Here is a 23,583-nt window from a genome sequence, read left to right as displayed (position 1 = left end):
CGGCCGGCTGACGCGGGTTTATAAATTTCTGAGTAACACTCAAAAATAGCTATTGACGCTTACGTCAATCTGGCGTGAAATGCGCGTTGACATGCTTTCGCGTGCCGCTTCGCGCTCCATCAGCGGCCGCCCACGAACTCAGGAGACACCGCAATGCCCAATCTGCCCGGTTTGCAGTTCCCGCTCGGCGAAGAGATCGAAATGCTGCGCGACAGCATTGCGTCGTTCGCCGCCAAAGAAATCGCGCCGCGCGCCGGGGAAATCGATCGCACCGATCAGTTCCCGATGGACCTGTGGCGCAAGTTCGGCGACCTCGGCGTGCTCGGCATGACGGTTTCCGAAGAGTACGGCGGCGCGAACATGGGCTATACCGCGCACATGGTCGCGATGGAGGAAATTTCGCGTGCGTCGGCATCGGTTGGCCTGTCGTACGGCGCGCATTCGAACCTGTGCGTGAACCAGATTCATCGCAACGGCACCGACGCGCAGAAGCGCAAGTATCTGCCGAAGCTCGTGTCGGGCGAGCACGTCGGCGCGCTCGCGATGAGCGAGCCGAATGCGGGCTCGGACGTGGTCAGCATGAAGCTGCGCGCCCAGAAGAAGGGCGATCGTTACGTGCTGAACGGCACCAAGATGTGGATCACCAACGGCCCCGACTGCGACACCCTGGTCGTCTATGCAAAGACCGATCCCGAAGCGAATTCGCGCGGCATTACCGCGTTCATCGTCGAGAAGGGCATGAAGGGGTTCTCGGTCGCGCAGAAGCTCGACAAGCTCGGCATGCGCGGCTCGCACACCGGCGAGCTGGTGTTTCAGGACGTCGAAGTGCCGGAGGAAAATATCCTTGGGGCATTGAACGGCGGCGTCAACGTGCTGATGAGCGGTCTCGACTACGAACGCGCGGTGCTCGCGGGAGGCCCGACCGGCATCATGGTCGCGGTGATGGACGCGGTCGTGCCGTATATCCACGACCGCAAGCAGTTCGGCCAGTCGATCGGCGAATTCCAGCTGATCCAGGGCAAGGTAGCCGATCTGTACACGACGCTGCAGGCATGCCGCGCGTATCTGTACGCGGTCGGCCGCCAACTCGACACGCTCGGCAACGACCATGTGCGCCAGGTCCGCAAGGACTGCGCGGGCGTGATTCTGTACACGGCCGAAAAGGCGACCTGGATGGCTGGCGAGGCGATCCAGATTCTCGGCGGCAATGGCTATATCAACGAGTATCCGGTCGGTCGTCTGTGGCGCGATGCGAAGCTCTATGAAATTGGCGCGGGCACGAGCGAAATTCGTCGCATGCTGATCGGCCGGGAGCTGTTTGCCGAAACGCTGTGATACAAGCGCGCTTGAGCCCCCTCAATACGCCGCACTTTGGAGAAGCGACGTCATGCCGATCATCGAATCGAAACTGAACCCACGCTCGGACGACTTTCGCGCGAACGCGGCGGCGCTCGAAGCGCTCGTTGCCGATCTGCGCGCGAAGATCGAGCAACTCGCGCAGGGCGGCGGCCAGGCCGCGCGCGACAAGCACACGAGCCGCGGCAAGCTGCTGCCGCGCGAGCGGATCGCGCAACTGCTCGATCCGGGCACGCCGTTTCTCGAACTGTCGCAACTCGCCGCGTACGGCATGTACAACGACGACGCGCCGGGCGCCGGCGTGATCACCGGCATCGGCCGGATCGCGGGACAGGAGTGCGTGATCGTCTGCAACGACGCGACCGTGAAGGGCGGCACCTACTATCCGGTCACCGTGAAGAAGCACGTGCGCGCGCAGGAAATCGCCAGCGAAAACTGCTTGCCGTGCGTGTACCTCGTCGACTCGGGTGGCGCGAATCTGCCGAATCAGGACGACGTATTTCCCGATCGCGATCACTTCGGCCGCATCTTCTACAACCAGGCGAATCTGTCGGCCGCGGGTATTCCGCAGATCGCGGTCGTGATGGGCTCGTGCACCGCGGGCGGCGCGTATGTGCCGGCGATGAGCGACGAGTCGATCATCGTCAAGAACCAGGGGACGATTTTTCTCGGCGGCCCACCGCTCGTCAAAGCCGCGACCGGCGAAGTGGTCAGCGCCGAAGATCTCGGCGGCGGCGACGTGCATACGCGTCTGTCGGGCGTCGTCGATCATCTTGCGCAGAACGATGCGCATGCGCTCGGGATCGCGCGCAGCATCGTCGGCCATCTGAACCGCGTGAAGCCGGCGCCGCTCGTATTGCAAGACCCGAAGCCGCCGCGCTACGACACCCAGAGCATCTACGGCGTGATTCCGGTCGACACGCGCAAGCCGTTCGATATCCGCGAGGTGATCGCGCGTATCGTCGACGATTCCGCATTCGACGAATTCAAGGCGCGCTACGGCACCACGCTCGTCTGCGGCTTCGCGCATATCTGGGGGCATCCGGTCGGTATCGTCGCGAACAACGGCATTCTGTTTTCCGAGTCGGCGCTGAAGGGCACCCACTTCATCGAGCTGTGCTGCCAGCGCAAGATTCCGCTCGTGTTCCTGCAGAACATCACGGGCTTCATGGTCGGCCGCAAGTACGAAAACGAAGGCATTGCGAGGAACGGCGCGAAGATGGTCACCGCGGTCGCGACCGCGAAGGTGCCGAAGTTCACGGTGATCATCGGCGGCTCGTTCGGCGCGGGCAACTACGGCATGTGCGGCCGCGCGTATTCGCCGCGCTTCCTGTGGATGTGGCCGAACGCGCGCATCTCGGTGATGGGCGGCGAGCAGGCCGCGTCGGTGCTCGCCACCGTCAAGCGCGACGGCATCGAAGCGAAGGGCGGCAACTGGAGCGCGGAGGAAGAAGAGGCGTTCAAGCAGCCAATCCGCGAGCAATACGAGCATCAGGGCCATCCGTACTACGCGAGCGCGCGGTTGTGGGACGACGGCGTGATCGACCCCGCGCAAACTCGCGACGTGCTTGGGCTGGGTTTGTCGGCGGCGATGAACGCGCCGATCGAAGACACGCGTTTCGGCGTGTTCAGAATGTGATGGCCCGCGTCACCGCGATGCGACCGCGTAAGGCAAAGGAGTGTTACGCATGCAATACGAAACGCTGAAGGTCGAGTTTGCCGGCCAGATCGCGACGGTCGCGCTCAATCGTCCGGACGTGCGCAACGCGTTCAACGAAACGATGATCGCCGAGCTGACCGCCGCATTCACCGCGCTCGACACGCACGACGACGTGCGCGCGGTCGTGCTCGCCGCGAACGGCAAGGCGTTCTGCGCGGGCGCCGACCTGAACTGGATGAAGAAAATGGCCGGCTACTCGGACGAGGAGAACCGCGCCGATGCGATGCGGCTCGCCGGCATGCTGTCGGCGGTATATCGCTGCAACAAGCCGGTGATCGCGCGCGTGAGCGGCGACGCATACGCGGGCGGCATGGGCCTGATTGCCGCATGCGATATCGTCGTCGCGGTCGACAGCGCACACTTCTGCCTGTCCGAGGCGCGGCTCGGGCTGATTCCCGCGACGATCGCGCCATACGTGATTCGTGCGCTCGGCGAGCAGGCGTCGCGGCGCTACTTCCTCACCGCCGAGGCGTTCGACTGCGCGACCGCGTTGCGGCTGGGTTTAGTCAGCGAAGCGGTCACCAGTGCGGAACAGCTCGATGCGACGGTCGCGCAGCTCGCGCAGACGCTGTGCGCGAACGGCCCGCAAGCGGTGCGCGCCTGCAAGCGGCTCGTGCAGGACATCGCGGGCCGCGAGTTGAGCGACGCGCTGATCGAGGACACCGCCGTGCGGATTGCGAAAACGCGGGCCGGCGCAGAGGGCCGCGAAGGCGTGGCGTCGTTCCTCGAAAAGCGCACGCCGGGCTGGCGCAACTGACATGCTCCGCTAACAACCATCGCCCCGTACCGCCCATTTCATCGAGACACTCATGTTCAACAAGATCCTGATCGCCAACCGGGGTGAAATTGCGTGCCGCGTCGCGGCGACCTGCAAGCGGCTCGGCATTGCGAGCGTGGCCGTCTATTCGGACGCCGACGCCAACGCGAAACACGTCGCCGCCTGCGACGAAGCGGTGCATATCGGCGGTTCGACGGCGGCGCAAAGCTATCTGCGCATCGAGCGCATCATCGAAGCCGCGCGCGCGACCGGCGCGCAGGCCGTGCATCCGGGCTACGGCTTTCTTTCGGAAAACGAAGACTTCGCGCATGCGTGCGAGGCGGCCGGCATCGTCTTTATCGGACCGCCGGTCGAAGCGATTGCCGCGATGGGCTCGAAGGCCGCCGCGAAAGCGCTGATGCACGCGGCCGCGGTGCCGCTCGTGCCCGGCTATCACGGCGACGACCAGGAGCCGCAGCTGTTGCAGCGCGAGGCGGACACGATCGGTTATCCGGTGCTGCTGAAGGCGAGCGCGGGCGGCGGCGGCAAGGGCATGCGCGTGGTCGAGCGCAGCGCGGACTTCGCGGCCGCGCTGCTGTCGTGCAAGCGAGAGGCGGCGAGCAGCTTCGGCAACGATCGCGTGCTGATCGAGAAGTATCTGACCCGGCCGCGTCACGTCGAGGTCCAGGTGTTCGCCGATCGGCACGGCGGCGCCGTTTATCTGTTCGACCGTGACTGTTCGGTGCAGCGGCGTCATCAGAAAGTGCTCGAGGAAGCGCCCGCGCCGGGGCTCTCGGCCGAGGTCAAGCGCGCGATGGGCGAAGCGGCCGTGGCCGCCGCGCGCGCGGTCAACTACGTTGGCGCGGGTACGGTCGAGTTCATCATGACGCCGACCGGCGAGTTCTATTTCATGGAGATGAACACGCGGCTGCAGGTCGAGCATCCCGTCACCGAGATGGTGACGGGGCAGGACCTCGTCGAATGGCAGTTGCGCGTTGCCGCGGGCGAGAGTTTGCCGGTCACCCAGCAGCAGTTGAAGCTCGACGGCCACGCGATCGAGGCGCGCATCTACGCAGAGCATCCGGCGCGCGGCTTCCTGCCGTCCACCGGCACGCTCAAGCATCTGCGCATGCCCGAAGGCGTCGAGTTCGCGATCGACGCGGCCGGGCTCGGCGAGCCGGGCCGCAAGGCGCCGGTGCGTATCGACAGCGGCGTGCGCGAGGGCGACACGATCACGCCGTTCTACGATCCGATGATCGCCAAGCTGATCGTGCACGGCGCGACGCGCGAGGAGGCATTGGCGCGCCTCGCGCGTGCGCTGCATGCCTGCGAGGTGGTCGGGCCGCACACGAACGTCGAGTTTCTGCGGCGCATCGTCGCGAGCGAACCGTTCGCGAGCGGCGAGCTCGACACCGGTTTGATCGAGCGTCATCACGACGTGCTGTTCGCGCCGGCACAGAAGCCGTTCAAGGAAGCGCTCGCGCTCGCGTGCGCCGCGTTGTTGACGCGCGAGGGCGGCACCGCGCACGGCGCATCGCCGTGGGACGCGTTGTCGCACTGGCGGCTCAATAGCGGCTACACGCAAACGCTCGGCTGGCGCGTGATCGACGACGGCGCCAACGACGACAGCCCCGACGCGTTCACGGTCGTTTTCGCGCGCAACGGGGACACGCGAGCGCTCGTGCAAACACTCGAACACGACGGCGTGCGCGAGGACTTCACATGGTCGGTCGGCGCGGGTGCCCATGAATTCCGCGCGACGATCGGCGATGCGCGCGTGACGGGGCGTGTATTCGTCGACGGCGACAGGTTCCACGTGTTCTGCCATGGTGAGACGCTCGCATTCGAATGGCAGAACCTGCTCGCGCATGCCGCGGATGCCGAGCATGGCGAAGGCCGTCTGACCGCGCCGATGCCGGGCAAAGTGATCGCGGTGCTGGTCGAACCAGGCGCGGTGGTCGAGAAGGGCGCGCCGCTGATCGTGATGGAAGCGATGAAGATGGAGCATACGATCGGCGCCCCGGCGGCGGGCACGGTCGCCGAGGTGCTGTATGCAGTCGGTGATCAGGTCGCCGACGGCGCGCAACTGCTGGTGCTGGAGGTGCAGCAGGCGGGTGAATAAGCGCGTCGAGTGGCAGATGAGCGTGTAGGTGAATCAAGCGAGCCGCGCGTAGCCCGCGGCGCGCGCTTCGCTTTCCAGCTCGCCGATGCGCGCGTAGTCGGTCAGCGGCAACCTCGAAAAACCCCTTAAACGCAGCCGTTTTGCGCGCTCGGGGCGGACGCTCAGCGCCTCGTTCAACGCGTCGCGCAACGCGGCGACCGTGGCCGGCGGCACATTGGCCGCGGCGATCAGCGGCAAGCCCGGCGAGGCGGCGGTCATGCCGATCGCGCGCACGCGCCCCGCGAGTTCCGGAAGCACGTCGCAAACGAAGGCGTAGGTCACGCAGTCGATCGCGGTGACGTCCGCGCGATTGTCCGCGACCGCGCGCAGCGAGCCGACATGCGAGCCCGTGCGCAGCACCGCGCCGAAGAACATGCCGGCGCGCGCGAGCGGCGCGACCGCGTGACGAAATGCGTTCATGCCGCTGTTCGAATCGTCCTGGTTGTAGGCGGCGCGTGCGCCTCGGCACGAGGCGAGTGAGTCGAAGCGCGCCTCGGCACGCGTGACCAGTACGCTCGAGTAATGCGCGCCGTCGCAGCCGGGCGCATCGAAACAGGGTGTCGCGACCAATTGCACCTGCGCGTGCAGCCCCTGCATCAGCGGATAACCGCAGGTCTGGGAAATCAGCAGATTCGGGCGCCGCCAGAAGCCGTGCAGTTCCTCGTCCGGTTCGACGATGCGGCACGCGGGCTTGACCCGGCGCAGCACGTCGTCGAGCCACTCGCGCCATTCGAGGTCGAGCGCGGGTGTCACGTTGTACATCGGCAGGGCGGCGATCCAGTTCATGAAGGCGTTTCTCGCGCCTAATGTCTGACCAATTTGAATTCATCGAGACCGAGCCGCACCGGCTCGCTCGGCGTGAATTGCCATCGCTGCGCGGCTACGGAGAGGATCTCGTCCTGCGCATCCTCGAACGCGACCAACAGGTCCTGCTTGCGACGGCTCACGGCGCCACAGAACTCGACCAGCGCGTCGGCGCTAACTTCAAAAATCTGCGCACGATCGTCGCAGCACACGCGGAACGCGACCGTCGCGCATTCCGTCACACAGGGCCGGAACCCTTCATCGACATAGACCGACATGGCGAACTCCTTCGGACGCCTGAATCGACAGGATGACAAACCGCGCCTGCCAGGTATGTGGGAGAACCGGCATTGACGGCCAAATGCCCGGCGCCGCGGCAGGCGCGACGGTCCGGAAACTGGCGAAAAGTAAGCCAGAAACTGGCGGCGGACTCGTTGAAGTCCGAGCCAGGGCCGCGGCGTGAACCGTGGCCGGAGGGAGACGGCGGCGGTTCGAGTCGCCATCGGTCTCGCCTGCTGGAGGGCCGCCCCGGGTCAGAATCGCGGCGGGCACTGCTCAGAAAACGCTTAAAACGGGCGCTCCAATCCAATGTCGAAATCGACGCGAGAGCCGCTCGCGCCGGTCTCGGACTGTGTTTGGATTTTCTCACCAACCTCGCGGTGCAGATCGGCGTAGGTATCCACTTTACGATTAGCGCGCGTTTTGTGCAGGCGATGCGTCCGGCGGGGCTGGCCGGGTTGCGTGAGCGGCCGGGATATTGAGCCGACGGATCAGCGGGCCCAATGTCGTCGCCTGAATCAGCAGGCTGAATACCACGACGAGATACGTGACGCCGATGAACATTTCGCGTCCGTGAAACTCCGGCAGCGACAGCGCGAGCGCAATCGAGATGCCGCCGCGTAGTCCGCCCCATGTCAGCACGACAGCCGAATGCGGACTGAGCCGCCGGAAGTTCTGCAGCGCGAGCAGCGGAATCGCGACGCTGACGCCGCGCGCGAACAGCACGACCGGAATCGCCGCGAGCCCGAGCCAAACGATCTCGACGCGCAGCGACAGCGCAATGATTTCGAGTCCGATCAGCCCGAACAGCACGAGATTGAGCAACTCGTCGAGCAGGTCCCAGAAGTTGAACAGATGCTCGCGCGTCTTCTCCGACATCGACGTCGACGCGCCGTGATTGCCGATCACGAGCCCCATGATCACGACAGCGAGAGGCGCTGACACGTGCAGCGCTTCGGCGAGACTATAGCCGCCGGTCGCGAGCGCGAGTGTGATCAGGATTTCGACCGGATAGCTGTCGATACCTCGCAGCAGCAGCGACGCGCCGAAGCCGAGCGCCGCGCCCAGCACGAGCGCTCCGGCGACTTCGCGCAGCAGATCGAATGCGATCGCGCCCGCGGAAAACTCGTTCGCGCCGGTCGCGAGTCCGACTAGCGTGACGAATGCGACGACGGCCGTGCCGTCGTTGAACAGCGATTCGCCGGTAATCTTGGTTTCGAGGCTTTCGGGCGCCGCCGCGCGCTTGAGCACGCTGAGTACCGCGATCGGATCGGTCGGCGAGATCAGCGCGCCGAACACGAGACACCACGGCAGGCTCACCGGCTGGCCGAGCCATTGCGCCGCGTAGTAAAAGCCGAAGCCGACCACCGCGATCGAAATCAATACGCCGATCGTCGCGAGCATCAGCACCGCGCGCCGCTGTGTGCGCATCTTCGACAGATCGACGTGCAGCGCGCCGGCGAACAGCAGCAGACTTAGCAGGCCGTGAAACACGATGTCGGCAAAATCGATCTGCACGACGATCTTGCGCGCGGCGATCGCCATCGCCGGATAGTAGAACCCGAGCGCAGAAATGCCGACGCAGACGACGAGCCCGACCGCGGTGATGCCGAGCGTGTCGGGCAACCTGATGAATCGATAATTGAGGACGCCAAACAGCGCGACGATGGCGAACAGCGCACCGGCAATCTGGAAGACGCTCATCGTGCACGCTCTCCCGCTTCGCGGCGGCGCGAGCGCGTGATCACGGTGGCACCGAGGTAACTCGCGCGACAAGGCATAAAGCAGGCAGGCAGAGAATGCCGACACAATTGCGATATTGAACCAGCGAGATGTTTCACCAGCAATTCCTTATTCAGGCTCATTCAATCCGATAAGCGATCTGCGGTCTGTAATGACACGATCTATGCCGCTGGCGATCGAGCGACGTACCGGGACGGACACTTTATTCAAACGCAGCGGACGATGCGGCCAGACGCAGCGTGCTTTTTATCGGACCACGAGCGGATGACGGCGAACCGGGCGGAGCCAGGCTCGCCGGACGGGCGCCACGATGGGCAATGGCAGTGTTCGGACTACTGAAGCGCCGGAGGAGTTCCGGTCTTTATTTTGGGATATAGCTTTTTATTTCGAGATGGTTCGCGGGGCTTGATTCGTCGAGGCTATTCAATCGAATCTGAATAAACGGTATGAATCTGTAATCCGAATTTGCCGGTCCGATGACTTCACATTGCATGGAGCCTTGTGACTCATTGTTCCAAAATCTGTAAAGCATATATCTAATCTCACAGTAAAACTGTTTTGCTCGTCATTGAGCATCGTTGACGCCGGAATTGGCAGGTCGAGAGCAGGGAAAGCTCTAACCGGGAATCGCCCAGGATATGACAATTGTTGACAAACGCGAGTCGAGAATGATGCAGCATCGATACATGGCGAAATGCTGTTGTGTAGCAATGGGTGAAGACGGAGAAGAGCATGGAGCAAACCTATCGTTATCGGGGATTCGACATCGTGGTCAACGCGTTGCGCGCGACCGATATGTCCACCCGTGTCGGCAGTGCCACGGCGCGGCGCGCGTACGTGGCGAGCGTCACGTTGAAGACGCGGCTGATCGGCGGCGAGTGGTCGACCGCTTTCCGGGTAGCTTCGGTGCCCGGTCGTTCGTCGACCGATCTGCGGGAAGTGCTGGCGGCTGGATTCGCGGCCGCCACTCGGGTCGTCGACGACGTGGTAAGCGTGATGGGCGACGGGTTCGCGCGCAAGGCGGCCTGAGTTCCACACGGGGCGCTCGGCGCCGTGGTGCCACGCGGCAGGCGTGAGCGCGCACAGGGGTGCCCAGGCGGTCCCGGCATTTCAAAGCACTCGCGATCATTGACCGTCGACTACGGTTGTCGGTTGTGGCGAGCGTCAAAATAACCACGCGTATCCCTGCGGTGCGTGTGGGTCCCAGGCAGGGCGTGCTCGTCTCCTCAGCGTCCTGTTGTTTTAATCCCGCCCCCTGTGCGGGATTTTTTTTGTCAGTCGACATTGCGGGCGCTCGGTAACGCACTGCCACATCCGCACGGCAGGGAAAAACAACGATTTTAACTTTTGTCTGCTTTGCGTTTCTTGCTTAATCGTTATAGTCGAACGGGAATCGCGAAAATGTGATTCGGGGTTCACTTTTTATATTTTATGCACAAGCGATACAATGAAAAGAGCATGTTTAGCTCGCGATTTATGGCGGCTGTGTGAAATGCGGGTGAAAAAGCAAGCGGAACAAATAATGCTTATTCGAAAATCCTTTCTGTTTGCCGTTATTGTCTCCGTCGCGGGGACGACTCAGACCGATAGTCCCGATCCTCACGAACGGCCCGCGCGCATGAATGCGGCGGACGGCACACCGGCCACGTGATCGCTTGCTAACGGGGCAGCAAGGAAAAAAGCCTCGAACACGAGGCGTGATCGAGGCTGCCGAAGGACAGACTCAATGCCTGTCTGGGAAGGTCGATCGGACCCGTGATCGACCTTGCCCACTATAGCGAGTTACCCGCCGAGCAACTGTGAACAAATGTCGCGGTCGAATCGACCGGCGAATTCCCGAATAGATCTGAATCGTAGCGTCGGATTCGACTGGCATGCGGATAACGCTGATTACCCACGCCCCTGCATCCGGCGTCGTATATGCAGCCGCCCCGGCGGCTCGAAATACGTGCCGAAGCGCACGAGCCCGGCCTTCTTCAAATGACATGTCATTTCGAAGCTGACCAGCACGCCGGGGTCGTCGTCCTCGAGGATGTCGATGTCGATCGCGCGAATACGAGGTTCATATTTCAGCAGCGTCGCTTCCATCTGCTGCTTCAGCGCGTGCGCCGACGACGGCAATGCCTTGTAGATGTTCGTCATGTCCGGCAGACCGTAATCGGGCAGGTGCTTCAATGCGCCCGCGCGCGTGTTCAGAATGCGCTGCACGTTCTGCTGCACGCTCAGGCATTCGAGCGTGCGGTCGTCGTATGCGTCGAGCGGCTCGCCGCCGATCTGGCCGAGCAGCATATCGTAGAGAGACGGTCCCGCCGGCATCGAGTGGCGCTCCGTTAGCCGTTCGCCGCATGTTCAGCCACGGCTTCTTCGCGATCGATGAAATCGATCGTCAGACTACCTTCGGGTGAACCGGTCAGCAGGATCCTGGCGGGCGCGATTCCATATGCCATGCGCGCGAGCAGTTCGCGCGACACCGTGGGCAGAATGCGCTGATTGACAAACGCATCGACGTTGCGCGCGCCCGATTCGCGCGCGAGACACAACGCGGCCATCGCATCGATCAGCGCTTCGTCGCAGCTCAGTTCGACACCGTGCTGGCGGTGCAGACGCTGCGCGACGTTACCGAGCTTCAGGCGCACGATCGAGGCCAGCGCGCTCGCATCGAGAGGGCGGTACACGAGCGTCTGGAAGCGCGCGAGCAGCGCCGGTTGAAAGTGGCCGACGAGCTGCGGATGAATCGCGTCGAGCAGTTCGTCGTGCGAGATCTGAGGGCTTTCCGTGGTCGTGTCATCGATTTGCGCGCTGCCGAGATTGGACGTCATCAGGATCACGCAATTGCGAAAGTCGATCTCGCGCCCCTCGCCATCGCGCATCATGCCGCGATCGAACACCTGATAGAACATGTCGAGCACGTCGCGGTGCGCCTTTTCGACTTCGTCGAGCAGCACGACACTGTACGGACGCTGCCGCACCGCCTCGGTCAGAATGCCGCCGCGTCCATAACCGATGTAGCCGGGCGGCGAGCCCTTCAGTTGCGAGACTGTGTGCGATTCCTGGTACTCGGACATATTGATCGTCGTGAGCGCGGCTTCACCGCCGAACAGCAGGTCGGCGAGCGCGAGCGCGGTTTCGGTCTTGCCGACGCCCGATGGTCCAGCAAGCAGAAACACGCCGAGCGGCGCGTGTTCATTCTTGAGCCCCGCCTTGGCGGTCCGCAGGCTTTCGGACAGGGCGGCGAGCGCGTCGTGCTGCGCGACGACGCGTGTCGCGAGCTGCGTTTCCAGCGTCAGCAGGCTTTGCAGTTCGTCTTCGACGAGACTGCCAACCGGCACGCCGGTCCACTCGGCGACGACGCGTGCGATCGCCTGGGCGTCGACGTCGGCGAAGATCAACGGGGCCTTGCCTTGTGCAGTCGTCAGTGCGCGACGTGCTTGCGCGAAAGCGCTGGCATCGCGCGAGACGGCATCGCTGTCGCGTTGGCGGTGCAGCGCCTGGACGAGTTCGAGCTCCTGTTCGTAACGTGTTTGCAGCGCCGCGAGTTCGGCCTTCGCGCTCGCGAGCGCGGCGTCCAGTGCGCCGCGGCGTGCTTCGCTATCGTCGATGCCGATGCGTTCGTCGTCTGCGAGCGCCGCGCGTTCGAGCTCCAGCGCGGCGACCGCGGCCCGCGCGCGTTGCAACTCGGCCGGCGGTGCTTCGAGGCCCATGCGTACGCGCGCGGCGGCCGTGTCGATCAGATCGACGGCCTTGTCCGGCAGTTGCCGCGCCGGGATGTAGCGACGCGACAGCTTGACCGCGGCGACCAGCGCTTCGTCGCGAATGTGTACATGGTGGTATCGGGCGTAGCGGCTTTTCAGGCCGCGTAGCATCAAGCAGGCCGCGTTGTCGTCGGGTTCTTCGACCTTGATCATCTGGAAGCGGCGTTCGAGTGCCGCGTCGCGCTCGAAGAATTGCTTGTATTCGGACCACGTGGTCGCCGCGATCGTGCGCAATTCGCCGCGCGCGAGCGCGGGCTTCAGCAGGTTCGCGGCGTCGGCGCCGCCCGCCGCGTTGCCGGCGCCGATCAGCGTGTGCGCTTCGTCGATGAACAGCAGGATCGGCACGGGTGAAGCCTGCACCTCGTCGATCACGGTCTTCAGGCGTTGCTCGAATTCGCCTTTCACGCCGGCGCCCGCTTGCAGCAGGCCGAGATCGAGCGTGAGGATGCGCACGTCGCTTATTACGTTCGGCACGCTGCCTTCGGCGACGCGCAACGCGAGCCCTTCGACGAGCGCGGTCTTGCCGACACCCGGTTCGCCGACGAGGATCGGATTGTTCTTGCGACGGCGCGCGAGCACGTCGACCATCTGCTGGATCTCGCGCTCGCGCCCGAACACAGGATCGATGTCGCCGCGGCGCGCCTTGTCGGTCAGGTCGATCGCAAAGCGGGCGAGGGCGTCGGCGCTGGCAGGTGTGGTTTCTTTTGCGCGAAAGACGCCGTTCGCCGCCGCGGCGCTTGCCGCAGGTTGCGGCTGTTCAGATCGTTGTTCCTCGTCTTCGCTTTCGATTTCACTTTCGCACGACCGATGCGCCATTCGCGGCAGCAACCGTTCGATCTGCGCACTGCTGACGGCAAGCAGTGGCCACGCATTCTGGGCGCGCAGCATATGCGGCGCATCGACGATCGCCTGCAGCAAATTCCCCGAGCGGATTCGCGCCTCGGCGCTCTCCGAAGATGCGTGAAGCCATGCATCCCTAAGCAGTGCCGCCAGCTGCGGCGACAGGGCGGGCTTGCCGCGCAGATTGCGCGGCAGACGGTCGATTGCACCGAGCAGCGCATCCCACAGCGCGTCGATATCGATCGTGCAACGCCGCAGGATAGCGGGGATGTCGCCGTCGCCGGCTTCGATCAGCTTCAGCAACCAGTGCTCGACCGTGATCTCGTCAGCCAGTCGCGTCTGGCAAAGACTCGCGGCCGCTTCGAGCGCCTGCGCGCAGTGCGGGTTGAGTCGGCGCAGCAGATGAGTGGTGTCCCAAAGGGCGCTTCTTCGGTCGTCGCGCAAGGTCATGTCGGCAGTTCGGTCACGGAGGGAAGCGGCAAGTGCGCTGTGCACTCGCCGATGAAAAAGGACCAGCCCGCCACGCGGACCGGTAAAGACGCGTCAACGCACGTCACGAGACCGGCGCTGCGCCGGTCCTACTTACCACGCTTACATCAGGAACGCTCGTTCCAGGTGTCCTTGTGGATGATGTTGCCGTCCTTGTACGACCACGTGATCGTCTCGTAGCGCAGCTCGACGTCTTCGATGTGGTTGTGCTTCTCGTAGTCGGGATTCTTGATGTCGAACATTTTGGGCTTGACCGCGACGATCTTCACGTTGTCCAGCTTCGTGTTGAAGTACTCCTTTTCCTTGCCGGCGTCGTCGATCTTGTACCACTTGATCTCGACCGACTTCAGTGTCTGGCCGCTCGTGACAGCCTTGTACAGATACGGCGTCGACGCATCGGTTTCCTTCGTCAGCGTGATCGGTTTGTGCACGCGGGTGCCGGTCAGCTTGCCGGTGTTGCCGTCGGTCGGGATATGCACGCCGTGATCGAACGCGACGAGCTCGACGCTGCCTTCGCGGCCTTGCACCGTCACCGAACCCTTGATGTCAGCGCCGCCGTCGTCCTTGAGCCACATGTAGGCCGGAATTGCCATACTTTCTACTCCTTGATTTTTCTACTGCTGCGACAACCGCCCGGAGCAGCCCCCGAGCGTCTGGATCCCGAAGCGCGATGCTTCAGGGGCGAAACACTGCGATTTTTTCGCCTATTGGTTTGAAGGAGCGTCCGGCACGAGCGTGATTTCGACTCGCCGGTTCTTCGCGCGTCCGTCGTCGGTAGCGTTGCTCGCGATCGGCCGCGTGTCGCCATAGCCCTGAATCGCAAACTGCGACGCCGTGAGGCCCGACACGTCGATCAGCCAGTCGCGCACGGCTTGCGCGCGAGCCGTGGACAACTTCAGATTGCTCTGCGGATTGCCGACGTTATCGGTGTGCCCGGCGACCAGAATCCGCTTGTCTGGATTCGTCCTGATCATTTCGAGTGCACCGACCATCGCGCGCGTCGAGCCGGGCTTCAGCTGAGCGCGGCCGCTGTCGAATAGCGACATGCTGTCGAGTGTGACGACCGCCGGCGGCGGAGCAGGCGGCACGTACGACGCGATCGCGGTGTCCAGCGCCGGCAGCAGTTGCGCACCGCGATACATGCCGAGCGAAAGTCGCAGCGGCACTCCGATGCGCGCGTAACGGTCGAGTTGATCGCGATCGGCGACGAGCGCTTGCAGCGCGTCGCGTTTGGCGTTGTCGTGCGCGGCCGGAATCATCGAATAGCGGCCGAGGTCGGTGCCGATGCGATCGAGCAGGGCTTCGTTGTTTCTCGCGGCGGACCACGACGCGACGGCGGCTGCGCAAGCGAGCAGCGCGAGCGCATGCGCGCAGGCAGTGCGGCGCGGCGACATCCAGTAGCGCCGCGGTGTTGCTTCGATCAGCGGTTGCGGTAGCGGCCACGGCAGCGGTGATGCGCCGACGGCGGCGCGGCTCACACAGGTTTTCATCTGCACGTCGCGTTCCCACGGATCGGCCGAACCGGTTGCCGAACCGCTTGCTGGACCGCAATCGATCCAACCCGCGCCGAACAACGCCCACGGCGTGGCGGGCTGCTGCGGGTCGGTCAACGTGCCGATCACGACCCGCTGCGTCCAGCCGACGAGCGACGCGAGCGCCGCCGCGCGCGCGGCACCCGTGGTAGGCGTGGTAGGCGTGGTAGCCGTGGTACTGCCCGCCTCGCCAGGCACGCGCTGAGGCTCGGCTTCGGCCGCGCGGACCACGAGTTCGAAACGCTCGGCATCGACGATTCGCGTCGCCGACGACACCCCGTACCACGCAGGCGCCGACAGACCAGGCGGGCACGTCGTCATCCGCTGATAGACGGCGACATAGCCCGGCAGCCGCGTGCCGAGCGTGCGAGCCGCATCGGCGACGCAATGGCGCACGACGCGCAGCTTCTGCGTGAGCATGTCGGCCCCGACATGCAGCGAGGGCGCCACCGACAGCACGACGCCATCGGGCGCACGTCCGTCGCGCCACTGTCTGAGCGCAACCGCGAGACGCGGTAACTGCTGCGGATGATCGACGCGCAACCAGATCGCGCCGTCGCCGACATGCGCGAAGCGCTCCTCGTGGTTGCGATCGAACAGAGCCGGCAGACCGTCGCCGGTAACGAGCACGAGCGGCATGCGGGTGCGCAGTCTCGGCGGAATTCCGGCGGTCGAGGCGCCGAGCGCGGCTAGGACCTGCGCGCTCTGTTCGCCCGCGCGGGACAGCCAGAGCGTGCGCCATCCGACGAGTACGCCCACGAGCAAGCCGACGACCGCCGTCAGCGCCCATGCGATGCCGCGTCCGCCCGGCAGCACGAACCAGATCGCCGCGAGCGCCAGCACGGCCGTGAACACGAGCATCGCGCGCAACGGGTAACCGAGTCTCTCGTACGCGCGATCGGGCGTGCGCGTCGGCGTTGCGGACAGGATGCGCAGATCGGACTTCACGGCTGCGTGGGCTTCGCGTGCGCGAGTTGCGCTAGCTGGCTGTCGAGCAGGGCCGACCAGATCACCCAGACGATGACGGCGACCACGCATGCGAGCCCTGCAATCGCCCACGGCGAGAGCCGGTAGAACCAGTCCGACAAGCGGCGGCCGGGGCGATCGGCGATGAAGGTGCGTGCGGGCGCTGGGCGAAGTTTTTCCAGCTGCGCATGCAGCGCTGTCGTCAACGCCGTGCGTTTCGCTTCGCCATCGCGCGCGAAACGGCCGATCAAGCCGAGGCTCAGAATCGCCGCGTAGCATTCGAGCAGCTCGATGTGCGGCGACGCTTCACGCATGCGCGCTTCGAGCCGTTCGAACACGCGCTCGCCCGCGTCGTGCAGGTTGAACAACTCGACTTGCAGCGGTTTCAGTTCCCACCCCGCGCGGCTTTCGGGCGGCAGATAGCGCAGCGCGACTTCATCGAGCAGCCCGCATTGCGCGAGTAGCGCTTCGCGCCGTACGTCGTCGGGATAGCCGCGCCGCTCGAGTGCAGTCGAGAAGTTGGCGATCAGCGAAGCGCAACGATTGCGGAAGTCGATTGCGTGACCCGCGTGACCGCCGGGCGTAAGCGTCGTGACGAGCAGCGCGGTGTCGCGCAGCAGGTCGCGAATGCCTTCGCGCGACGCGCGCGTCGCGCCGGGCGCGCTGTCGAGCAGCGCCGCTTCGTTGGGGCTTCGGCGCAGGGCGTTCATGAGCGCAGTACCGCGTAAAGTTCGAGCGATGCGTCGGGCACCGACGCCGGCAGATAGATCTGGCAGGCGCGCGCGGCGAGCATCTTCGCATGCGCGGCGTTCGCTGGATCGAGCGCGAAGTATTGGTTGTCGAGGCGCACCGGAATCGCGGCCGGCACGCGCGCTACCGCCTTGAGCGGGATGCCGAGCAGCGCCGAATTGATGATGTGCTCGACGTCGTCGGGCGCGCCGATCTTGCACAGACGCGGGAACTGCTCTGCGAGCTCGAACGCCGGCATCGGCGCGTTGACCGACAGATACCAGTCGGCCGCGCCTTCGACGATGCGCTCGTCGAGGAACTGACCCGCCCACGTGGTCGCGCTCTTGCGCGTGAGGCCGATCGACACGACGCGCGACGGAATGATCGCGTCGAGCAATTCGCGGATCGTGGCCTCGAGCTTTGTGAACACCTCGTCGGCGCGCGCGTGGTCGTAGGCGGGAATGTCGGTGAGTTGCACGCGCGTCGAGAACGTGATCAACGCGCTGACCAGTTGCGCGAGCGTCGTGTAGAGCTGCTCCGGTGAGCGGCGCGGATGCGCCGCGTAGAGCCGCAACTGCGGCCACGCCGCGTGAATGCAGTGCAAAAGCCAGAACAGCTGCACGTCGGCGACGCCATATTCGGCGACCTGTTCGAGCCGTTCGCTACGACGCGCGCCGAGCGCAACGCTCTTCGCCTGCAGGATATCGGCGAGGCGATTGATGCGCTCGACATGCAGTGGGTGGCTGCCGAGCGTCAGGCACGGCGGCACGAAACGGTGATCGACCTGGAACTGGCCGCTCGTGCTGCGCGTGAGCCGCGCGATGGCGCAGACCGTGTCGTCGGCATGCGATTCGAAATCGAACAGCAGACGCAGCGCGTGACGCTCGGACGCGATCTCGGTTTCGCTGCCGCCGTTCAGATCCACGACCTTGACGAATTCGCGATACGTGCGGCGTGGACGCGCAAGCGACGTTTCATCGAACCGGCAGTTGTCGCCGTTCGCATCGGGCAGCGCGAGCGCCGCGAACACGACGACGCTTTGCAGATCGGCGGGCACGCCTTGCGCCAGATCGCGCGCGGCGGGCAGAGCGTCGGTCAGCGTCGTGTCGACCGGCGTGCCGTCTGAAAAACGCAGCTTGAGCCGTGCGAGCTTCAGACGGCCGGTGGCCAACGCCTCTTCGTCGATCTCGACGCCGAGCGTGCCCCACGGCTGCGCGAGCGCGGACGTGGCGAGCTGCTGCAGCGCGAAGCCGGCCCATCGTTCTTGCTGCTGGAAGTGCTGCTGCGTGAGGATGAGGCCCTCATGCCAGAGCGGTTTGTCGATCCGCATAAGTATTTTGGTCTGATGCTTGTTGCTGATTTAATCTGGATTACCCGAGATTCCGGATTCTATATGTCGTATTCGCCGATCGTATACCCATATTTCGGCTGACGTTGAAAATATGACAAAAATTGACCAATTCAAATTTGAGATGCGGTTGAGATTTATTCTGAGAAAGCGAAATTAAATTTGAGATTGTGTCAAATAAATGCGTGGTGAATTAACTAAGTTTAATAAATGTTAAATTGCGTCAATTCCTCGTTCCCCGCTACGGGCGGTGCGATGGCAGAGAATCTGCGAAAACAGAATCTATTTAACCATTGTTCACACTGTTTGATTCCGCGTCTCGGTCAATATGCTTTGACGTAATGCGGAAAAACCTGCTTTAATATCGTCTGAATTTAAATGAGGTGCACTATCCGAAGTCGTGCAATGCGGTATCGTCGTCGTAATTCCCATTGCGAGTCGCGCATATCTTTTTAAGTGCGCGGGCATGCGCGAATGGAGCCACCGCATCGCCATGGGCGAGATCTGCGGGTTGTGTCGAATCTGATTACATGAGGAGTATGAATGGACAGCTTTCAGCGCGAAATTCCGAAGAGTCGCGTCTCGATCACGTTGGACCTGCACACGGGCGGCGCGCAGAAGAAGGTCGAACTGCCTCTCAAGCTGCTGGTCGCCGGCGATTTCAGTGCGGGCCGCGAGCAGGCGGCACTGGCGGAGCGCAAGAAGGTCAACATCGACAAAAATAATTTCGACGCGGTGCTCGCCGACTACGCACCCGACCTGAAGATCGCGGCCGAGAACACGCTCGCCGACGATGGTTCGGAGCTACCGGTCAAGCTCGCGTTTCGCTCGATGAAAGACTTCGAGCCGGAGCAGGTGGCGCGTCAGATTCCCGAATTGCAGGCGCTGCTGGCGATGCGCAATCTGCTGCGCGATCTGAAGTCCAATCTGCTCGACAACAGTACGTTCCGTCGCGAGTTCGAAAAGGTCCTGAAGGACCGGCGCCTGTCGGACAAACTGCGCGGCGAACTCGCGCAGATCGCCACTGCCGCGACCCAGCCGGAAGGCCATGCCTGAGCGGGGACGGTCGAAGCAAGCCGTCACCGCCTGGCGCAACCGCATTGCTGCAAAAACTCAGCCAGGAACACAAATGGAACAGAACGAATCCCGTCAGGGCGCGACCGAGACCGTTGTGCTCGATGCCGCGCAAGACATGTCTTTCGCCGGCGACAGCGTCTATGCGTCGCTGTGCAACAAGATCAACCTGAAGCCCGTATCCGAGGCGCGCCCGCTCGAGGCATTCCGCGATAGCGACATGCTGTCCGAGGCGTCGGCCGACGAGCGCATCGCGCGTGGTATCGGCGCGTTTCTCGAGCTGGTCGCGCAATCGAGCCAGCCTGTCGAGCGTCTCGACAAGTCGCTGCTCGATTTTCATATCGGCCAGCTCGACCGGCAGATCAGCCGACAGCTCGACGCGGTGCTGCATACCCCTGAGTTTCAGGCGCTGGAGGGCCGCTGGCGTGGCCTGAAGATGCTGGTGTCGCGCACGGATTTTCGCAAGAACGCGCGCATCGAAGTGCTGGACGTGTCGAAGGATGCGCTGCAACGCGACTTCGAAGACACGCCGGAGCTGATCCAGAGCGGCCTGTATCGCCTCACGTATATCGAGGAGTACGACACGCCGGGCGGCCAGCCGATCAGCGCGTTGATCAGCGACTTCGAGTTCGCCAATTCGCCGCAGGACGTAGCACTGCTGCGCAACATCTCGAAGGTCGCGGCGGCTGCGCATATGCCGTTCATCGGCTCGGTCGGCGCGGCATTCTTCGGCAAGAAGTCGATGGAGGAAGTCGCGGCGATCCAGGATATCGGCAACTACTTCGATCGCGCCGAGTACATCAAGTGGAAGAGCTTCCGCGACACGGACGACGCGCGTTACGTCGGTCTGACGATGCCGCGCGTGATCGGCCGCCTGCCGTATGGCAAGGACACGACGCCGGTGCGCGCGTTCAATTACGAGGAAGCGGTGAAGGGCCCGGACCATGACCGGTACCTGTGGGTCAACGCGTCGTTCGCGTTCGCGGCCAACATGACGCGCAGCTTCGTGAACAACGGCTGGTGCGTGCAGATCCGCGGCCCGCAGGCTGGTGGCAAGGTGGAAGACCTGCCGGTGCACCTGTACGACCTTGGCACCGGCGTGCAGCCGAAGATCCCGAGCGAAGTGCTGATTCCGGAAACGCGCGAATTCGAGTTCGCGAATCTGGGCTTCATTCCGCTGTCGTTCTACAAGAACCACGACTTCGCGTGCTTTTTCTCGGCGAATTCTGCACAGAAACCGGCACTGTACGAGACCAAGGAAGCGACGGCCAATAGCCGTATCAACGCACGGCTGCCGTACATCTTCCTGCTGTCGCGTATCGCGCACTACCTGAAGCTGATTCAGCGCGAAAACATCGGGACGACCAAGGATCGACGTCTGCTGGAGATCGAGCTCAACAACTGGATCAAGGGTCTCGTGACCGAGATGAAAGATCCGGGCGACGAGTTGCAGGCATCGCACCCGCTGCGTGAAGCGAAGGTGACCGTCGAAGACATCGAGGACAACCCGGGCTTTTTCCGCATCAAGCTCTTCATCATCCCGCACTTCCAGGTCGAGGGGATGGACATCGGGCTGTCGCTGGTGTCGCAAATGCCGAAGGCGAAGAGCTGATCCTGTAGCCCGTATGTGTCAGTCGCCTGGGCCATGACGGCTCCGGCGTCGCGTTTGTTCGCTCAACGGAGTTTCTGCATGTCGTCGATCCTGCCTACACAGGCCTACGAGTTGAAACTGGCGCCGCATCCGGCGCCCTTCTCCGTGCTCAAATTCACGGGCCGGGATGCGGTGAGCGAGCTGTACCGGTACGACATCGAATTTGCATGCCCCGTGTCCGGCATCCCGATGGATGAGGTGGTTGGCCGTCCCGCGAAATTTATCATTGCCCCGGTTGATCCGAACATGGACTATCTGCGCAAGATGTTCGGGGAGAACGCGGAGCAATTCAGCAAGATGCCGCCCTCATACACGATCCATGGCGTGATCACGGAGTTCGATGAGCATGCGACATCCGCCGACGTGACACACTATCGGGTCCGGCTTGAGCCCGCGCTCGCGGACCTGAACCGGGGCGTCACGAGCCGCCTGTTCCAGAAGCAGTCGGTCGAGGAAATCGTCACCGACACGCTGGGCCATTATGGCTACCGGGCAGGTGTCGACGTCGAATTTCAATTGCGCCACAAGTACAAGCGGCACGAGTACGTCACTCAATATCTCGAGACAACGTTTGCCTTCATCCAGCGCATCTGTGCGCAGGAGGGGATCTGGTTCCGCTGGGAGCAGAAGCAGGACCGGGCGGTGATGGTGTTCGGCGACGATCTGGACGCCTATGCGCGCAAGCAGCGTACGGTGCCGTACCGGCGCGACTCGGGGCTCGAGAGTTCCGGCACGGACGCCATCAAGACGCTCGAGAAGCGGTCCCGGCGCGTGCCCGAGGTCGTGCGGTTACACGACTACAACCATCGTGAGGCCGGCGTGTCGCTGCTCGTGGAGGAAAATGCTGCGCGCGTCGACAAGACGACGCACGGGATCGACTACCGCTGGGGCGAGCACTACCAGACGCCCGAAGAGGGCAAGAGCGTGGCCCGTTTGCGCCACGAGGAATATCTGGCGAAGCAGATCACCTTCAAGGGGACCGGCAATCCGTTCTGGCTCGGGGCGGGCGAAGTGATGCGCGCCGACCCGAATCCGGCCGATGCGAAGCACGGAATCTTCATCACCTCGGTCGAATCGAGCGGTGGCCGCAGCGAGTCGTACTGGGTCACCTTCGAGGGGATTCCATCGGACCGGGTCTGGCGTACTCCGATGGCCTCAATCGAGCGACCGTCAATCGACGGCATCCTGCCGGCCCGCATTACGTCACCGGGCAGCTACAAGTACGCGTACCTGACCGAGCAGGGCTGGTACGTGATCAAGCTGCCGTTCGACCTCGACGAATGGAGTCCGGGCGGCACGAGCCGGCCGGTGCGATTCGCGAAGCCGTACAGCGGCGACAATTACGGGCACCACTTCCCGCTGATCGATGGGGCGGAGGTGGCGATCGTCTTTACGGACGGTCATCCGGACAGGCCCGTGATTATCGGCGCGATGCACGACAGCCTGCATCCGGATCTCGTCAACAACCTGAACCATACTCGCAACCTTATCCGCACGGCCGCGCAGAACGAACTGCGGATGGAGGACAAGGAAGGTGTCGAGCACGTCCATCTGACCACGCCGCACCAGACTAGTGAGCTCAATCTCGGGCACATGGTCGACGGCGATCGCCAAAACCGCGGGCACGGCGCCGAATTGCGAACCGATGGGGCTGCGGCTGTTCGCGGCGCGAAGGGCGTGCTTGTCACCGCCGAAGAACAACCGGGTGCCGCGGGCCAGCAACTCGCCATGCAGGATGCCGACATGACGCTCGAGCAGGCCGAACAGGTCCTGCGTGCGCTGAATGACTCGGCGAACGCTGCGAAGGCGCTGCAGGCTGACATCGATCAACAGCGCGTGCTGATCCAGCAAAAGCTCAAGGGTCTGCAGAAGCCGGTAATTTTGGCGACAGCTCCGGAAGGTGTCGGTCTCGCGAGCGGCGGACAGATGCAATTTGCGGCTCGCAAGCAAATGTTCGTTACCGCAGGCGACGGTCTCGACATCGGCGTCATGAAGCGTATCGCGGTCGCCGCTGGCGAGGCGATTTCGCTTTTTGCGGCGCGGCTTGGAGTCCGGATCTTCGCCGCGAAGGGCAAGGTCCAGGTTCAGGCGCAATCCGACACGATGGAACTGATGTCAATGCAGGACATGACAGCCAGTTCATCGGATGGCGAAGTCATCGTCACGGGCCGCAAGGGCGTCACGATCGGTGACGGGTCCGGTGCCTACATCAAGGTCTCGGGCGGCAAGATCATTCTCGGCAGTCCGGCCGGAGAAATCGAGCTCAAGGGCAACCTGAAGGTCGACGACGCGGACGGTGGCAGTTTCAAATTTCCCGCCTGGTCCAAGGCGCCGCTCAACGACGTAAAGGACGCAACCAACTTCGGATTTTCTGAGTAAGCA

The 23,583-nt window shown here is 63.5% G+C and carries 17 protein-coding genes; 8 read left to right on the top strand and 9 right to left on the bottom strand.

The window, feature by feature from the left end; all coding sequences use genetic code 11:
- Nucleotides 1–153 precede the first annotated feature (153 nt).
- Genes OKW29_RS13635 through OKW29_RS13620 form a run of 4 tightly spaced genes read left to right on the top strand, consistent with a single transcriptional unit; the run spans nt 154 to nt 5,955 of the window.
- Nucleotides 154–1,335, top strand: a complete 1,182-nt coding sequence (locus tag OKW29_RS13635) for an isovaleryl-CoA dehydrogenase (RefSeq protein ID WP_018423017.1) — start codon at nt 154–156, stop codon at nt 1,333–1,335.
- 52 nt (nt 1,336–1,387) lie between these two features.
- Nucleotides 1,388–2,995 (top strand): carboxyl transferase domain-containing protein, encoded by a 1,608-nt coding sequence (locus OKW29_RS13630; protein ID WP_429291428.1) that lies wholly within the window; start codon nt 1,388–1,390, stop codon nt 2,993–2,995.
- Nucleotides 2,996–3,044: 49 nt separating this feature from the next.
- Nucleotides 3,045–3,833 (top strand): enoyl-CoA hydratase/isomerase family protein, encoded by a 789-nt coding sequence (locus tag OKW29_RS13625; RefSeq protein ID WP_429291427.1) that lies wholly within the window; start codon nt 3,045–3,047, stop codon nt 3,831–3,833.
- A gap of 52 nt (nt 3,834–3,885) precedes the next feature.
- Entirely contained in the window at nt 3,886–5,955 is a 2,070-nt protein-coding gene (locus OKW29_RS13620; protein WP_429291426.1) for an acetyl/propionyl/methylcrotonyl-CoA carboxylase subunit alpha, read from the top strand.
- 33 nt (nt 5,956–5,988) lie between these two features.
- Here the strand turns inward: OKW29_RS13620 and OKW29_RS13615 are convergent, their stop codons facing one another.
- From OKW29_RS13615 to OKW29_RS13605, 3 genes are all read right to left on the bottom strand, one after another.
- Entirely contained in the window at nt 5,989–6,780 is a 792-nt protein-coding gene (locus OKW29_RS13615; protein ID WP_429291425.1) for a phosphate/phosphite/phosphonate ABC transporter substrate-binding protein, read from the bottom strand.
- 17 nt (nt 6,781–6,797) lie between these two features.
- Complete coding sequence (locus OKW29_RS13610) at nt 6,798–7,076, bottom strand: DUF1488 family protein (protein WP_018423012.1); 279 nt, start codon at nt 7,074–7,076, stop codon at nt 6,798–6,800.
- Between the two features lie 412 nt (nt 7,077–7,488).
- The gene (locus OKW29_RS13605) at nt 7,489–8,781 is read right to left on the bottom strand and encodes a cation:proton antiporter (protein ID WP_187626475.1); all 1,293 of its coding nucleotides are present in this window, start codon (nt 8,779–8,781) and stop codon (nt 7,489–7,491) included.
- Between the two features lie 771 nt (nt 8,782–9,552).
- Here OKW29_RS13605 and OKW29_RS13600 point away from each other — a divergent pair.
- Complete coding sequence (locus tag OKW29_RS13600) at nt 9,553–9,849, top strand: hypothetical protein (protein WP_184032152.1); 297 nt, start codon at nt 9,553–9,555, stop codon at nt 9,847–9,849.
- 861 nt (nt 9,850–10,710) lie between these two features.
- Here OKW29_RS13600 and tssE read toward each other — a convergent pair.
- The 6 genes from tssE to tssK all read right to left on the bottom strand — a co-directional run bounded on the left by tssE (nt 10,711) and on the right by tssK (nt 18,458).
- Nucleotides 10,711–11,136 carry a type VI secretion system baseplate subunit TssE gene (gene tssE / locus OKW29_RS13595; protein ID WP_184010942.1) on the bottom strand — a complete coding sequence of 142 codons (426 nt, stop codon included), beginning with the start codon at nt 11,134–11,136 and terminating at the stop codon, nt 10,711–10,713.
- A gap of 14 nt (nt 11,137–11,150) precedes the next feature.
- Entirely contained in the window at nt 11,151–13,862 is a 2,712-nt protein-coding gene (gene tssH, locus OKW29_RS13590) for a type VI secretion system ATPase TssH (RefSeq protein ID WP_429291424.1), read from the bottom strand.
- A 146-nt stretch (nt 13,863–14,008) separates the two neighbouring features.
- A complete protein-coding gene (locus OKW29_RS13585) occupies nt 14,009–14,494 on the bottom strand; it encodes an Hcp family type VI secretion system effector (protein ID WP_184062887.1) in 486 nt (161 codons plus the stop codon).
- Nucleotides 14,495–14,605: 111 nt separating this feature from the next.
- Nucleotides 14,606–16,381, bottom strand: coding sequence for an OmpA family protein (locus tag OKW29_RS13580; RefSeq protein WP_429291423.1), 1,776 nt, complete (start codon nt 16,379–16,381; stop codon nt 14,606–14,608).
- Complete coding sequence (locus OKW29_RS13575) at nt 16,378–17,109, bottom strand: DotU family type IV/VI secretion system protein (protein ID WP_429291422.1); 732 nt, start codon at nt 17,107–17,109, stop codon at nt 16,378–16,380. Before OKW29_RS13575 ends, OKW29_RS13580 begins: the two co-directional genes overlap by 4 nt.
- The gene (gene tssK / locus OKW29_RS13570; protein WP_429291421.1) at nt 17,106–18,458 is read right to left on the bottom strand and encodes a type VI secretion system baseplate subunit TssK; all 1,353 of its coding nucleotides are present in this window, start codon (nt 18,456–18,458) and stop codon (nt 17,106–17,108) included. The genes OKW29_RS13575 and tssK overlap by 4 nt, the downstream gene beginning before the upstream one ends.
- A 561-nt stretch (nt 18,459–19,019) precedes the next feature.
- Here tssK and tssB point away from each other — a divergent pair.
- From tssB to OKW29_RS13555, 3 genes are all read left to right on the top strand, one after another.
- Nucleotides 19,020–19,532 (top strand): type VI secretion system contractile sheath small subunit, encoded by a 513-nt coding sequence (gene tssB / locus OKW29_RS13565; protein WP_184010923.1) that lies wholly within the window; start codon nt 19,020–19,022, stop codon nt 19,530–19,532.
- Between the two features lie 73 nt (nt 19,533–19,605).
- A complete protein-coding gene (gene tssC, locus OKW29_RS13560) occupies nt 19,606–21,162 on the top strand; it encodes a type VI secretion system contractile sheath large subunit (RefSeq protein ID WP_429291420.1) in 1,557 nt (518 codons plus the stop codon).
- Between the two features lie 78 nt (nt 21,163–21,240).
- On the top strand, nt 21,241–23,580 hold the full coding sequence (locus OKW29_RS13555) for a type VI secretion system Vgr family protein (protein WP_429291419.1): 2,340 nt from the start codon (nt 21,241–21,243) through the stop codon (nt 23,578–23,580).
- The last annotated feature ends 3 nt before the right edge of the window (nt 23,581–23,583 follow it).

Source organism: Paraburkholderia sp. CI3 (assembly GCF_050436505.1).
GTDB classification, from domain to species: Bacteria; Pseudomonadota; Gammaproteobacteria; order Burkholderiales; family Burkholderiaceae; genus Paraburkholderia; species Paraburkholderia tuberum.
Note: the sequence above shows the minus strand (reverse complement) of the source record. Positions and strands in the feature narration are given on the sequence as shown.